Source organism: Candidatus Kuenenia sp. (assembly GCF_039794105.1).
GTDB lineage: Bacteria > Planctomycetota > Brocadiia > Brocadiales > Brocadiaceae > Kuenenia.
Genome location: NZ_JBDIWA010000002.1, coordinates 222,976 through 235,731, shown reverse-complemented (window position 1 = coordinate 235,731; position 12,756 = coordinate 222,976). Strand labels below are relative to the sequence as shown.

General features: G+C 43.0%; 16 protein-coding genes and 2 pseudogenes. 14 read left to right on the top strand and 4 right to left on the bottom strand.

The features are described 5' to 3' along the window. The first annotated feature begins 257 nt into the window (after positions 1-257). Entirely contained in the window at positions 258-1,346 is a 1,089-nt protein-coding gene (ychF, locus tag ABJL82_RS02615; protein WP_347273139.1) for a redox-regulated ATPase YchF, read from the top strand. An 81-nt stretch (positions 1,347-1,427) separates the two neighbouring features. On the opposite strand, the gene pyrE is transcribed toward ychF, so the two are convergent. Continuing rightward, on the bottom strand, positions 1,428-2,090 hold the full coding sequence (gene pyrE, locus ABJL82_RS02610; protein ID WP_347273138.1) for an orotate phosphoribosyltransferase: 663 nt from the start codon (positions 2,088-2,090) through the stop codon (positions 1,428-1,430). A gap of 96 nt (positions 2,091-2,186) precedes the next feature. After that, positions 2,187-2,540: a PilZ domain-containing protein gene (locus ABJL82_RS02605; protein WP_347273137.1), complete on the bottom strand. Its 354-nt coding sequence runs from the start codon at positions 2,538-2,540 to the stop codon at positions 2,187-2,189. A 149-nt stretch (positions 2,541-2,689) separates the two neighbouring features. On the opposite strand from ABJL82_RS02605, the gene ABJL82_RS02600 reads away from it, so the two are divergent. The 5 genes and pseudogenes from ABJL82_RS02600 (at position 2,690) to ABJL82_RS02580 (ending at position 5,269) form a co-directional block, all read left to right on the top strand. Continuing rightward, entirely contained in the window at positions 2,690-2,911 is a 222-nt protein-coding gene (locus tag ABJL82_RS02600) for a hypothetical protein (RefSeq protein ID WP_347273136.1), read from the top strand. A gap of 99 nt (positions 2,912-3,010) precedes the next feature. Continuing rightward, positions 3,011-3,283 (top strand): hypothetical protein, encoded by a 273-nt coding sequence (locus ABJL82_RS02595; RefSeq protein ID WP_347273134.1) that lies wholly within the window; start codon positions 3,011-3,013, stop codon positions 3,281-3,283. 115 nt (positions 3,284-3,398) lie between these two features. Next, positions 3,399-3,515 (top strand): annotated as a pseudogene (locus tag ABJL82_RS02590) (integron integrase); the annotation flags it as partial. 187 nt (positions 3,516-3,702) lie between these two features. After that, positions 3,703-4,560, top strand: coding sequence for an ion transporter (locus tag ABJL82_RS02585; RefSeq protein ID WP_347273133.1), 858 nt, complete (start codon positions 3,703-3,705; stop codon positions 4,558-4,560). 178 nt (positions 4,561-4,738) lie between these two features. Beyond that, positions 4,739-5,269 carry a hypothetical protein gene (locus ABJL82_RS02580; RefSeq protein WP_347273132.1) on the top strand — a complete coding sequence of 177 codons (531 nt, stop codon included), beginning with the start codon at positions 4,739-4,741 and terminating at the stop codon, positions 5,267-5,269. Positions 5,270-5,312: 43 nt separating this feature from the next. Here ABJL82_RS02580 and ABJL82_RS02575 read toward each other — a convergent pair. Further along, a pseudogene (locus ABJL82_RS02575) lies at positions 5,313-5,624 on the bottom strand (IS66 family transposase); the annotation flags it as partial. 560 nt (positions 5,625-6,184) lie between these two features. Here ABJL82_RS02575 and ABJL82_RS02570 point away from each other — a divergent pair. The 6 genes from ABJL82_RS02570 to ABJL82_RS02545 all read left to right on the top strand — a co-directional run bounded on the left by ABJL82_RS02570 (position 6,185) and on the right by ABJL82_RS02545 (position 10,488). Then, entirely contained in the window at positions 6,185-6,445 is a 261-nt protein-coding gene (locus ABJL82_RS02570) for a DUF2024 family protein (protein WP_347273131.1), read from the top strand. Between the two features lie 34 nt (positions 6,446-6,479). Further along, on the top strand, positions 6,480-7,331 hold the full coding sequence (locus ABJL82_RS02565) for an aldo/keto reductase (protein ID WP_347273129.1): 852 nt from the start codon (positions 6,480-6,482) through the stop codon (positions 7,329-7,331). Between the two features lie 119 nt (positions 7,332-7,450). After that, positions 7,451-7,687, top strand: a complete 237-nt coding sequence (locus ABJL82_RS02560; protein ID WP_347273191.1) for a DUF488 family protein — start codon at positions 7,451-7,453, stop codon at positions 7,685-7,687. A 24-nt stretch (positions 7,688-7,711) separates the two neighbouring features. Beyond that, positions 7,712-9,376, top strand: coding sequence for a multiheme c-type cytochrome (locus ABJL82_RS02555; protein WP_347273128.1), 1,665 nt, complete (start codon positions 7,712-7,714; stop codon positions 9,374-9,376). A gap of 210 nt (positions 9,377-9,586) precedes the next feature. Further along, positions 9,587-10,069, top strand: coding sequence for a hemerythrin domain-containing protein (locus ABJL82_RS02550; RefSeq protein ID WP_347273127.1), 483 nt, complete (start codon positions 9,587-9,589; stop codon positions 10,067-10,069). Between the two features lie 5 nt (positions 10,070-10,074). Then, positions 10,075-10,488, top strand: coding sequence for a DsrE/DsrF/DrsH-like family protein (locus ABJL82_RS02545; RefSeq protein ID WP_347273126.1), 414 nt, complete (start codon positions 10,075-10,077; stop codon positions 10,486-10,488). A 167-nt stretch (positions 10,489-10,655) separates the two neighbouring features. Here the strand turns inward: ABJL82_RS02545 and ABJL82_RS02540 are convergent, their stop codons facing one another. After that, positions 10,656-11,129 (bottom strand): HEAT repeat domain-containing protein, encoded by a 474-nt coding sequence (locus ABJL82_RS02540; protein WP_347273125.1) that lies wholly within the window; start codon positions 11,127-11,129, stop codon positions 10,656-10,658. Between the two features lie 318 nt (positions 11,130-11,447). Between ABJL82_RS02540 and ABJL82_RS02535 the strand changes: the two genes are divergently transcribed. Both ABJL82_RS02535 and ABJL82_RS02530 read left to right on the top strand, forming a co-directional pair. Further along, positions 11,448-11,762, top strand: coding sequence for a hypothetical protein (locus ABJL82_RS02535; protein WP_347273124.1), 315 nt, complete (start codon positions 11,448-11,450; stop codon positions 11,760-11,762). Then, complete coding sequence (locus ABJL82_RS02530; RefSeq protein ID WP_347273123.1) at positions 11,743-12,753, top strand: cytochrome c3 family protein; 1,011 nt, start codon at positions 11,743-11,745, stop codon at positions 12,751-12,753. The genes ABJL82_RS02535 and ABJL82_RS02530 overlap by 20 nt, the downstream gene beginning before the upstream one ends. Positions 12,754-12,756 lie beyond the last annotated feature (3 nt).

The following is a 12,756-nucleotide window of genomic DNA, read 5'->3' as shown; positions in this document are numbered from 1 at the left end:
CGCATATTTTCTTGTCAATATAATATAAGAGCCGCCTTTTCTACGGTAAATAACTATCATATCGATAATTTTCAAATTTTTTATTGAGAAAACCCCATAAAGTCCCTATAGTTATCCAAATTTGCGAAAAGGATAAATTACAGGTAGTATATACTTTTGCAAATTGTATGTTTTTAATAAATACAACGTTCAGGAATTTCAATATTCTTGTAGAGACGCATTGCATGCGTCTCTACATTTAAAAATGGGGATAAAAAATGGGTTTAAACTGTGGTATCGTAGGTTTGCCAAACGTTGGGAAATCTACCATCTTTAATGCGCTAACATCTGCCAAGGCAGCATCTGCAAATTATCCCTTCTGCACAATCGACCCCAATGTGGGCGTGGTATCGGTGCCGGATATACGTTTGGATAAAATAGCGGAAATAATACCAACGGAAAAAATTGTCCCTACAATAGTTGAATTCGTTGACATTGCAGGGCTGGTAAAAGGGGCAAGCAAGGGCGAGGGACTGGGGAATCAGTTTCTGGGACATATTAAAAACGTAAATGCCATATTGCATGTAGTGCGCTGTTTTGAAAAAAGCGATACCATCCATGTTGAAGGTAGTGTTCACCCGGAAAGGGATATCGACATTATTAATACAGAACTGATCCTGGCGGATATTGAAACGGTCGATAAAAGATTAACCAGGAGCGAAAAACTAGCAAAGACCGGGGACAAAAAAAACCTGGCAACTATTGATGTTCTGAAAAAGGTGAAAAACTCCCTGAACAATGGCGTACCGGTACGGTTATTGTGTTTGACAGATGAGGAAAAAGCCGACATTGCAGACCTGCATTTAATCACGTCGAAACCCGTATTATATGTGGCAAATATCTTTGACATAGAACAGGACAAAAAATACATCGACGCCATTGCCGGGTTTTCAAAAAAAGAAAACTCCGGGTTTGTCGTAATTTCCGGAGATATCGAATCAGAAATTGCGCAAATGGAACCTTCCGAAAGAAGGTCGTATTACGAAGAAATGGGGCTGCAGGAATCGGGACTCGAAAAGCTTATCCGGGAAACATACCAATTGCTGGGATTGATTACCTATTTTACCGCCGGACCAAAGGAAATAAGGGCATGGACTATCCTTCAAGGCACAAAAGCGCCTCAGGCGGCAGGGGTAATTCACTCGGATTTCGAGCGGGGTTTTATCCGTGCGGAAATTTATAATTATAACGATCTTATCGCCCTGTGTTCCGAACAAAAGATAAAAGAAAAAGGGCTTTTGCGGCTGGAAGGCAAAGACTACGTCATGAAAGACGGCGATATCGTTCATTTCAGATTTAATGTGTAACCGCCCTGTCGGAGATAAAGATAATGCCAGAGTGAGAGCGAAAACTTTCACTCTGGCTTTATCTCTCACTCCGAAGGGCGGTTACGGTTTGTTTTTATAAGTGCCAATCAATTCATCCCGCGTAAAGAGGGATTCAAATATAACCATTTTCTTTTCTATATTCTCCCTGCCGCCTTCCTGCCTGTCTACAAGCGCAATTACCTTAACAATTTCAAGTTTGTGTTCTCTTGCCCTGTCTATGGCCTGAATAGTAGAACCCCCTGTGGTAACCACATCGTCCACAATCACCACCTTATCGCCTTCCGACACATTGCCCTCAATAACCTTCATAAGCCCGTGTGATTTGGCTTCCTTCCTTATAACAAATGCCTGAATTGGTTTTGATCTGAGACCTGACCTCTGATCTCCGGTCTCTGACCTCTGGCCTCTGGCTTCTGACATAGCGCTTACCATTGAGGTTGCAAATGCTATGGGGTCAGCGCCATGGGTTAGGCCGCCTATGGCATCTACGTCAAGATGTCTGATTTTTTCATAAAAAAGACTGCCAATAAGCAACATTGAGGATGGATTAAGGGTTGTCGCCTTACAATTAATATAATAATTGCTTGTCTTTCCGGAGGTAAGCTTGAAAACAGGCCTTTCATTATACTTAAACGATCTTTCTATAAGTGCTAGCAGTAATTTTTTTCTGGCGTTATCGATATTTATGGGCGAGTTTTGTACAGATTCAAAATTGATTGTCAATTGTATACTTCTCCTTTTAAAGCCGTCTTCAATGTTAATATCATCTCCGGATCGTTTGTAAGCATTTTTCCAAAATAGGCGCTTGCCGGTGCAATTCTATCCCACATTAATATTGCCGGCTTCAGAAAGATACGTTGCTATTTTTTGTCTTTCATAGGCGCCAATGTCTTCAAAATGTATACTGGTCAGATATGTTTTTCCCTTCGCCCCGGCATACATTCCATTTCTAACGCGCACAATTATTCCAAAGCCCTCAACAGTTTCGTTCTTAACAGGCAGCTCAAGTGTTATCTTAACCGGCGTAAAAGAGGGCAAATATTCTGTGGTCTCGCAACACACCCCCCGTTCACTCAAATTTATGCTATTCGCGGGAAAAGTATTGCCATCTACATACAATGTGACAGGAAAGTTAGTCCCAAATCTTGGAGAAACCCTTCTTTCTTCAGACACGTTATGCAACTCCTTTCATTTGCCTAATGATGTTTATAATAAACGTATAGCTCAATTAACAACGCGGTAATAACAATAATAGAAATAATGATAATTGTTTTTTTCACATAACCCTCCTCCGGTTTAGAGAGTAATTTAGCAAAGGTGTAATGATTTTAAAAGTAAATATTTATTATTTTACAACAATATGCGAAAAAATGGAAAGAATAGGGGTTGGCGGTACAAAACTGGAGTTCAACAACCCATGCCTGAAGCAATTGCGCAATCCACTCACAGTCCTTCATGCTTCCTGGAGGTTCCAGAGCGGTCTCCAATATACGCATGCCCCAGACACATTTTCATCGTTTCTGGGTGCCGCTAAAGCGGCATGATGACCGGTTCGTAAACGGAAAATACGGAAAAGAGTTTGCATTCTTCTTCATTTTTGTGCTAACATCCTTCCATTTCCGGGGAAACGCAATTTCCTTGAGTTGCGCGTACAGGACATTGATTTTACCCGCAATGAAATCCCTGTATGCAACGGCAAAGGAGCGAAATACTGGAAAACGATGCTTCCTGAATTGCTTAAGAAACCACTTCAAGATCATATGCTAAAGGCCAGAACTGTCCATGAGAGAGACCTTGCCGAAGGCTGGGGATGGGTGCAGATGCCCGATGCTTTGGATCGCAAGTATCCCAACGCGCCAGCCGATTGGCACTGGCAATGGGTCTTTCCGCAGGGGAACAGATGGAAAAACACGTAACAGTTCATACCTTCTGGGTTGTTCCAGTATTTGAAAAGGACACACACCCCTCTCAAGAGGGGAATATAAAAAGTCCCCTCTTGGGAGGGGATTAAGGGGTGGGTGAATTGTTACTGATATTCGTACCATCCAGGAACTTCTTGGCCACAAAGACGTCAGCACAACGATGATCTGCATTCATGTCTTGAACAAAGGTGGTCACGGTGTCCAAAGTCCAGTCGATAGGTTGTAGGTTGGTTTATACAGACTGTATAAACCGGAATGAACAAAAACAAAAAAATACACAAAGGCTTTATAAAAAATAAGTTACAATGCGTTATAAGAAGATACGGCAACTTCTTATATATACTGAAACAGTCTGTATTTGCCGTTTTATACAGACTGTATAATCATTGTTAGACGGCAGGAGGGCTTCCGGGATGGGTCAAACCCGGGGACACCAGATGAGCAACGGGGGCACGAATGAAAATCCTGACGCGAAGGCCACGGACGCGGAGGTGCTGAAACGGGAGCGATACGAGCTGCTCCAACGTTTGGAGGGCTGGCTGGAAACACCGATGCTAGTTCTCTCGTTTGCGTGGCTTGGGCTATTGGTTGTGGAATTGATTCGGGGCGAGAGTCTGCTGCTCTATTTTCTTGGCACGATTATCTGGGTCGTCTTCATTCTTGATTTCGCTGTGAAGTTGGTCCTGGCCCCGGCCAAGGTCGTTTACCTCAAGGGTAACTGGCTGACCGCCATTTCACTGCTGATCCCCGCGCTGAGGATCTTCCGCGTCTTCCGTGCGTTTCGGCTACTCCGCCTGGCCAGCACGGGGCGGGGGTTGCGGCTGGTCCGTGTCGTCAGTTCGCTGAACCGCGGGATGAAGGCGCTGGGCGCGAGCCTGAGCCGACGGGGCTTCGGGTATGTGATCGCCCTCACAGTCCTGGTCACGTTCGCCGGCGCGGCCGGGATGTACGCTTTCGAGAACGAGGCGCCCGGAGGCCCGAACAGCTACGGCGAGTCGCTGTGGTGGACCGCCATGATCATGACGACGCTGGGCTCGCAGTACTGGCCGCAGACGGCCGAGGGGCGTGTACTGTGCGTCTTTCTGGCGCTGTACGCCTTCGGTATCTTCGGCTACGTGACAGCGGCGCTCGCCACCTTCTTCGTCGGCCGCGACGCCGATAGTATCGACGCCGAATTGGCAGGGGCCAAACAACTGGCCGCGCTCCGGGATGAGGTGATCTCCTTACGCGATGAGATTCGCTCCCTGTCGCGACAACCGCCGGAGTTGTGAAACGTATTCCAGGGACTAAAAGGCATGCCGAACCAAACGCTGCAGCAGACCGGGCCAGCATGTCGGTTTCTGTGGTTCATTGCCGCTATGGCGGCCCCGGCTGCTGAGCGGGGACGTTTAGCTCTCAAATCATTTCTTCGATGAAAACGCGAAATATAATTACGATGAGGAATTAATTGTGGATTGGCTGATCTTAGTATCAATCTGGCTTGGAATTGCCGTTATATACTTTGCGGGGCCCACATACCTGAGAGAAAAGGGTAAGAACGCAGCCACTCGCGAGGATATCGGAGCTATCACCCGGATTGTGGAGCAGGTTCGTTCGGAAACGCATGAGGACATAGAGCATTTAAAGGCCACTATTTCCGACATATCGGAAGCCACTGTCCGGCGACGCAACGTTTATGAGCGTTTAAGTGGCGCGTTGAGAATCTTCGTTCAAGGTCAATTTCCAGAACCCCGTGTTCATATAGAGCGTCAGCAGGACTTTCTGGATTCTTACGTAGCTTCATGGCTTTGGGCTCCCGACGATCTAATCCGCACGCTCAATAGTTTCATTCTTATGAATCAACGAAAACCCGCGGAAGACAATCCGGGTCAGCGAGAACTAAAGGAAGCCTTCTTTCGAGTTCTATTGCAAATGAGAAGGAATGCGGGATTTCCAGATACGGAGCTCGAATTCGAGGATTTGGTGTTTGTGCAGTTATGAATGGTAGGAAGGGGTCAAATCTTTACCATTGACAAATATGTAGCGGATACTTCCTCCGGTCTACTTTTATTACTTCCACCTCATCAGGATTGTCTACTTTTTTGAGCGTTACTCCATCACGGCCCTTTTGCCCGCCTGCCTTCCTTTCACCCTTCGCCTTGCTTTCTCTCTTGAGATTCGGATCACTTGAGGGCGGCTTGCGGTTGTTCCGGTTCAGACGTCCTGCCAGCAGTGTTATCAACAATACCTACAACTCTATCATTGACCTCACCGCCGGGGACAGCCCTTTCTCTTCAGAAAGTAGCTTCTCTACTTTCCGGAGTGTTGCGTCTACGTCTATATTCTCTATCGTCAATGGATGATACCTGTATAATTAGCCTGAAATTATCTACTGCATCTATTATACCACAGGTTTTTTCAGCCTTTTCTTTCGCTCTATAACACACCACAAAGGCTCGAAATTCTATCACTGAACAGACCTCACGCCTCTCTTTGCAAAGACTTCCTATGGACTGCGGTGACCGCATCTGCAACCCTATATATCGCTAACCATACTTGCTGCCTGCTTTTCTCATATTATCTGTCAAATAAATTCTAAATTATTTTCGCTGAATAGATACATTCCTTGTGAAAAATCGGGTAATGTGCCGCACATTGCCCATCTTCTTATACCCATATAATTTCTATAATTTCACACCATTCTTTCCCATTTCTCTCCCCTTTGGTGTTCAGTAAAGTAAAAAATATTGTAATCTTTCTTTGTTTTTGCTAATCTGACCACCTGATGAGGAAAAGCAATTTCTTATCATCCATCTATCATCTGACTAACAGACAAGCAAGAGATTTCGCACGCATTGCGCAATTAAGATACCGTTTATTGTCTCATCAATACGCTAAAGATCGGAGGGATACTCTATGAAAGTAACTGTCTACGATACCTACGTCGTAAAGAAGAACGGGGCGACGATGCATTTTGATATTATCGTCCCAAAGGATCAGCTCCACGAAAAGGTCCTTCAATATGGTCTTGAATATCTAAAGAGAGTCGGACAGGAGGGACAACCGCTCACAACCAAGGAATGTCGCATCTGTCATACGGAAGAGGCATCAGAGGATGTTGAAAAGGCCATTAAAGAGAGCGGTTATTACATTTACGAAATGGAAGGATGTGATTGAGAAATACCCCATCCGATTTTAATGCGAGGCGAACATGGAATTCAAAAGGTTGACAGATAATATTACAATACCTGTTATAGGTCTTGGAACATGGAATATTGGCGGAGGAGATGTGGCAGACACTACGTATGATAGTGAAGATATTTCTGCAATGAAAACTGCGATCAAACTTGGAATAACAAACATTGATACCGCGGAAGCGTATGCCCAAGGCCATACAGAAGAACTGGTTGGACGGGCAATCGGTGGTTTTGATAGAAAAAATCTATTTATCACTTCGAAAGTTTCACCGGAGCATTTAAGCTATGAGGAACTCATTGTTTCTGCGAAAGGGAGTCTGAGGAGGTTAAATACGGATTATATTGATTTATATCTGATTCATGCGCCGAACCCGAACATCCCAATACAGGAAACCATGAAGGCCATGGATTTTCTAGTTGAACAAAAACTGGTTAAGTGTATTGGGGTAAGTAATTTTGCGGTTGAACAAATAAAAGAAGCGCAGAAATATACGAAAAATAAAATCGTTGCGAATCAAATTGAATACAACCTGCTTGTGAGAGACAAAGGTAGAGTTACAGAAAATATGGAATCTAAAATAATTCCCTACTGCCAGGAAAATAATATTCTCATTATCGCATGGAGACCCCTTGCAAAGGGTGAGCTTGCAAAACCTGGTTTAAGAATTTTAGATGAACTGGTTAAAAAATATAACAGGACGCAGCCTCAAATTGCGATAAATTGGCTAATTTCCAAGAAGGGGATTGTTACCATAACGAAATCAACAAAACTTGAACACCTTAAGGAAAACCTGGGTGCCATCGGCTGGAAATTACAGCAAGAAGATATTGAACGATTAAATAACGAATGTATAACTTCAAGCTAACACTCGGCTTAAAAATTGGCTAAAATAAAAAATTACTATGCCACAGAAGTTATGCTACTTGTTTTAGAATGAGACTGGATTTCTTTATAGAGTGAAGAGAAAGGTGGTTTAAATTTGTCCTGTTTGGAATAAAACGGGTTTATGAAAAACCGGACGAAGGTGATGGGATAAGGGTACTGGTTGATCGTCTCTGGTCACGGGGTCTAAAAAAAGAAGAGGCTAAAATTGACCATTGGATGAAAGATATCTGTTCCAGTGATACGCTCCGTAAATGGTTTGCTCATAAAGAGGAACACTGGCAGGCGTTTAAAAGTCGTTATATGAAAGAGTTGAAAGATAAAAACGAACTCTTGTGAATAAGAGAAAAGAGAATTAAACACATGTGCAACAAAACAAACTTGCTAAAGATTTTTTATCTGTTTTTATTCTTGGAACTGTCAGTTTTTGGCGCCATGTGTGCCGAGGCTAATGAGTTGCACAGAGAGAACCATGCTTTGACCGAGAAATTTTCACATTTACCGAAGAAAGCAGTTGAAGTTGAAAAACAATACCCGCTCGATATAAAGCCAAGTCCGATAATAACAGCTGCGAATCAAATGTGCGTCGAATGCCATAAAACCATTACGCCTGCTCTGGTAATGGAGTGGGAACGATCACGCCATGCTCAAAAAGGGGTAGGGTGTGTTGATTGTCACAAGGCTAATGAGGGAGAAATAGACGCCTGGCAGCATATGGGAGCTTTGATTTCTATATTAGTTACTCCCAAAGACTGCTCAAATTGCCATGCAAATGAGTATAAAGAGTTTTCAAGAAGTCATCATGCAAAAGCCGGTGAAATCTTTGATAGCCTTGATAATCTGCTTGCTGAGAAGGTTATTGGCCTTCCAGACAATAATGCAGATGCCGTTAACGGTTGTTTGCAATGCCACGGAAGCATAATAAGATTTAAGCGTAATGATGCGGGTGAGATATTGCGGAAAGAGGGAAAACCGGTAATTGACCCTGATACATGGCCAAACAGTGGAATTGGCCGGCTAAATCCGGATGGTTCAAAAGGTTCGTGCCACGCATGCCATTCGAGACATTCATTTGAGGCAAAATTGTCCAGAGCACCTGAAAATTGCGGAAAGTGCCACATGGGGCCTGATCATCCGCAAATGGAAATTTATAAAGAGTCAAAGCATGGAATTGCGTATACCGCCAATATTGATCACATGGCACTGGATAAAGAAGGTAGTTGGGTGTTGGGAAAGGATTACTCCGCAGCTCCGACGTGTACTACCTGCCATATCAGCAGCTATATGACATCGGAAGGAGAGCATAATGCGAGTAACCATGATGTTGGAGAACGAATTAGCTGGACACTTCGGCCGGTCGTCAGTACAAAAATAAATATGGTAATATATAAAGATGGTTTTAAGGAAGATTATCCCGATACCCGGAAATTGCCTGAGATTGGTGAAGAGGTTCAGGTGATTGAAAAAATCGTGCACGAGGAAACGTTGGTTAAGAAAATCGTTTCAAAACGTGTTGATAAAATTGTGACCTGGCAAGAACGGCGTGAAAAAATGAAGGGCGTGTGTAGAAATTGCCATAATCATACCCATGTCGACAATTTTTACCAACAATTCGATAGTCTTGTGGTCCTCTACAACAAAAAATTTGCGAAACCTGCGCAGGTGATGATGAAGGCACTGACGGAGGATGAAGTCTTAAACCCAAAGGTCCCATTTGAACATGAAGTACAATGGGTTTTCTGGGAATTGTGGCACCATGAAGGCAGAAGGGCACGACATGGAGCAAGTATGATGGGTCCTGATTATACTCACTGGCATGGCATGTATGAGGTGGCAAAGCACTATTATATGAAGTTTTTACCTGCCGTAATTAAGGCCGCTGCCCAAAAGAGTGATGAGATGAAGACAAAATACGAACAAAAAATTGAGGAATTGTTGGAACAGGAAGAACATTTGTGGATGAAGGGTCTTTCTGAAGAAGAAATAAAAGTATTAAAGTCTACATACGAAAATCGTTATAATGAATAAACAGGTTTTAACCGTATGACTCTATAAATATGAGTGCTTCCTATCCCATTACCCTTCGTTGTAATCCATGATTTCGATATAACTAGTTTTGAGCAAAAGAAGGAGTATTATCAAATGTTCGTAGCAAAGTGGTGGAAGGGAAAGTTACATTTATAGACAACTAATCGGATAGTGAATATAAAATGAATTTAAAAAAGGAGGGTGAACAAGATGACGAAGTTAGATCCAATTGCAGAATTCAGAGAAGACCACAGAAAAGTAAGGGACGGATTGCTTGAATTAATGGAAGCCTTGCAATCAAAGGATGTTGCCAAAGCAAGAAAAATACTTGACAAGATAAACGTACTTGTTGGCCCACATTTCAGATACGAGGAAGAGATTCTTTACCCAACGTTACGTGTATTTTTGGGCGAGTATGTCGATCAGTTACTCAAGGAGCATGATGGGGTAATAGCTACTGCCCGTTCTTGTGCCGAGCTGTTAAAGAAGGATAGTCTAACTGGTGAAGAGGCAAAGCAGGCTGTTTCGGCGGCAAGAGCACTCCTGATCCATGTCTCAAACTGTGACGGTTTATCCATACTTTCCGAAAGATTGAATAAAAAGGAAATTGATAATTTAAGCGAAAAACTTGCTGCCGCAAGAAAGACGGGCGTATCTTTGTTAGATTGGGCAGATACTATTAGAAACAAATAAAATAAATGGAAACAGATAAGGAGGGTTTGTCGATCATATTTCATAGCGGTTCTTACGACCGCATTTATCACGGTTTTTCCATTGTCCTTGTAGCTTTGGCATTAGGCAGAGAGGTAAGGTGTTTTTTTACCTATTGGGCATTAGAATATCTGGTAAAAGGAAAATCTATGTTCCAACTTAATGAAGAAGGACAGACTCACAGGAAACTATTAGAAGATCATATGAGAAAAGGTCATATTCAAGAAATATCTGAACTTTTAACCCAGGCTAAGGCAATGGGTGCAAAGTTTTATGTCTGCACCAATTCTATGGGCTTGTTAAATATATCCCGGAACGAACTCGTAAATGAGGTTGACAAGAGTATGGGGTTAACCACATTTCTTGCTGAGACTGGTCAAGATCAAATTCTGTTTATTTAATTCATTTAATTTAATTTAATTCAGGAATCAGCAATGGGGTCACCTAACCTATTGACAATAATGTTTTTTCCCTATTCGTATTTCGAATTTGGTTGCGGCCAAAGGCTGCGCCAAGCCCTTTGTGGTTAAACTCTTTTTGGTTACGGCTTTTTCCTGCGCTATGTATCTCAAGTAGTTTTTTTTCTGCCGTGTAAATATTTTTGATAATGTCCTTCACCAACACACTCGCTTCCCACTGGACACTTCTCAATACAGCTTTCAGGGATATCTCGCTTTATCATTCCCCCGCAGCTCTCGCATGCGAATTCATATTCAAAACCGGCAACCGACGCCGTACCTTCCTGGTGGCAGTGGGGACACGTTACCTCCAAAATTTCCACCCTTTTTATTTTCTCCGCCCCCGGACATTGAAAGACGTTCGGTTTTTTGAATTCTTTTGCGGAAGATTGAGGGGACTCCTTTATTTTTGCAATAGTTTGAACCGCCAAAACGCGGAGAGGCATTCGCCGCTCTCCCTTTAAAAAGTCCTGAAGCATTTTTATGGCCTCGCGATTCCCCTTTCCGGATCTGCCGATTTCTTCAAGGGCCTGGCGCACCACTTCGCTTTCATTATGCTGCAATCTTTGCATAAGCAATTTCATAGGTGAATGCTCTTCGTTCATGCGGCTACTATGGCATATTTCCCACTGATGAGGAAGTAAAAAAACCTGACACAAAAGCCCACCAGACAGGTAATTTTTACATCGCTATTTTGTAAATATTACACAAAGGCGCAAAAATCTCTGTCAAAATCGTTTGCGTTATTTATTTTAACCATTGCCATGTTGTTATTTAACTCAAAAAAGCCGCATTGAAAATGCCTGGCATATATATTGCTTGGTAATTACAATTCATCAACGCAATGACTTGTGCAATGGTTATCTGCGTCTTTTCCGAAGAAAAAAGGTATTAACTAAATAATGAAAGATTACACGAAAAACAAACGTCCGGATATGCTGGAACCCTTTTTCCCGAACGAAATGTTCCGGTACATTATCGTTGGTTGCTTCCTTGTGGTGCTTGACCTCCTTGCCGTTTTGTTTTTCCCGCTCCCGTTTAACCCTGTAAACAAACCGGAACATATTCCATGGTTTTTCATTCCCATGTATTTACTCAAAAAATGTATCCACAACGAATTTGTCTTTATTTTTATTCTTGTGGCATGCGCCTTGTTCTTTATCTTCCTTCCATTCATTTTCAGAGGAAAACGAAGGCATGATACAAAGCAATCCTGAAAATGCATCAATAGGCATGCGCCTGTTTCCCTTTTTCATAGTTATCTTTTTCTTTCCGATGGCCTTCATTATCAGCGGCTGCATTATTTACCCTGAGCTGGTGGAAACAGGCATGAAATCGCCTGAAGCGGGAAAATGCGGCGATTGCCATATTGATATTTATCATGAATGGAAAGATTCTCCCCATGCCGGAAGTTATACCAGCAATGCCTTCAGGGAACAAACATTTGATTATTCATTCATTTTTTGCCTTGGATGCCACGCACCGGAAACCATTTTTACCGATGCTAGCATCGTCCCTCGGAATATACATGTAGAAGAGGGGGTCAATTGCAATGCCTGCCATTTAAATGACTGCACACTCGCCGGGCCAACCCCTGCCCGCGCCCCGCATCCGGTTGCCGGGATGAATATGTTTTACAAGACCAGTGAACTCTGCGGAAAATGCCACGTCGGCACGTATAACGTCTGGAAAGAAATAAAAGACGCTGAAGATAAAAAGACCTGCCAGGACTGCCATATGCCGGAAATAGTCCGAAAACTTATTCAGGATGAACCCTGGCAAAAGATATATCCAAAGCGGGAAGGCAAGCAGCATCTTTTTTCTTTTCAGGAGTTAATTCCCGCTGACGAACGTATTTTGTCCCTTTGCTTTACCAAAATAGTTCAGACAGAAGATGCTATTGAGGGCGTACTTGAAATAACCAATACCGGCATCCCGCATAGTGTGCCAACGGGTGATTACGGATACCGGGAAGTGCTCGTGACAATAGAGTTGTTAAATACAAAGGGGCATGTTGATGACTACATAGAGGCAAGCCTGTTTGTCGAATTGAAAACAGCGCTGCACTATAAGGAGAAGCGAATGATACCATTCCACTTTACGCTGAAAGATAATGTCTGTACCATCAGGGCAAAAATGATAAGAACGTCATTAAACCGTGACATATCCATCGTTTTGGCGGAAAAGATATATTCCAGTTGTAAGTGAAGA